This window comes from Vibrio sp. 10N.222.52.B12 (assembly GCF_002875385.1).
Classification (GTDB): Bacteria; Pseudomonadota; Gammaproteobacteria; order Enterobacterales; family Vibrionaceae; genus Vibrio; species Vibrio jasicida.
Map to the genome: position 1 here is coordinate 1 of NZ_MDAW01000052.1, position 921 is coordinate 921.

The window sequence follows — 921 nt, forward strand, 5'->3', positions numbered from 1 at the left end:
CAACTATTGGGGGTCAGTTCATGATGTCCGGCTTTTTGCTATTTAACGTTAGGCTGCAGCCTATGCCGTTAACACTGGAACGCCACTGTGGAATTTGAAATCTTCATCTGGTGTTGAAATCAGTGCTGCTTCGATGCGACCAAATTCCGCCACACGCTCGCTGATGTCTTTACCCGCTATTTGCTCTGCCAGAATCAAGTAATCTTGATAGTGACGCGCTTCTGAGCGCAATAGAGATACATAGAACTTCGCGATATCGTCATCCATGTGCGGAGCCAGTTTGGCGAAACGTTCACACGAGCGAGCTTCGATGTAGGCACCGATGATGAGCTTATCAATCAACGTTTCTGGCTCGTATGTCTTCATGTGCGAAATCAGCGTTTTGGCATAGCGGCTTGCCGGAATGTTTTTGTATTCCACACCACGGCTTTCCATGATTTCTAGAACTTGGTAGAAGTGGTGTAACTCTTCTTTGATCAGCAGAACCATCTTATCAATAAGATCTTGGCTGTATGGTGAATCCGACTTAGCAATGATCGCTTTAGAAATGTTGCTCTTACCTTTTAAAGTCTCGAGTGAGCCAGTTTTGCGGTAAGCGAAGTCCTCATAAGGTTTAAACCAATCAAGTAGGGCAAGTGAGCTTGCGTCGTCTACTGCGTATTTACGGATTAAAAGCATAGCAGACTGACCTGCTTTGAGTTCACACAGTAGGTGATCTACTAAAATCGTTGGCAGGTTTTCCGGTTTCTTTGCTTCCTCAACCCATTTATCTGGGGTGCTGCATTGCAAGAATTGGTTAATGGGAGCAAGAAGGTCCTGATAGGCGTCGAGATTAATCATTTTAGTTCTTAGTACGTTGTATTCTATTTTGGTGTAACCATCGGCATCTTGAGCAAATACATGACCCGTCCTGATATGGGT

General features: G+C 44.7%; 1 protein-coding gene. It reads right to left on the reverse strand.

Annotation, left to right across the window (positions count from 1 at the left end):
* Nucleotides 1–60: 60 nt before the first annotated feature.
* Nucleotides 61–840 (reverse strand): tRNA isopentenyl-2-thiomethyl-A-37 hydroxylase MiaE, encoded by a 780-nt coding sequence (locus tag BCT11_RS03480; RefSeq protein ID WP_042605013.1) that lies wholly within the window; start codon nt 838–840, stop codon nt 61–63.
* Nucleotides 841–921 lie beyond the last annotated feature (81 nt).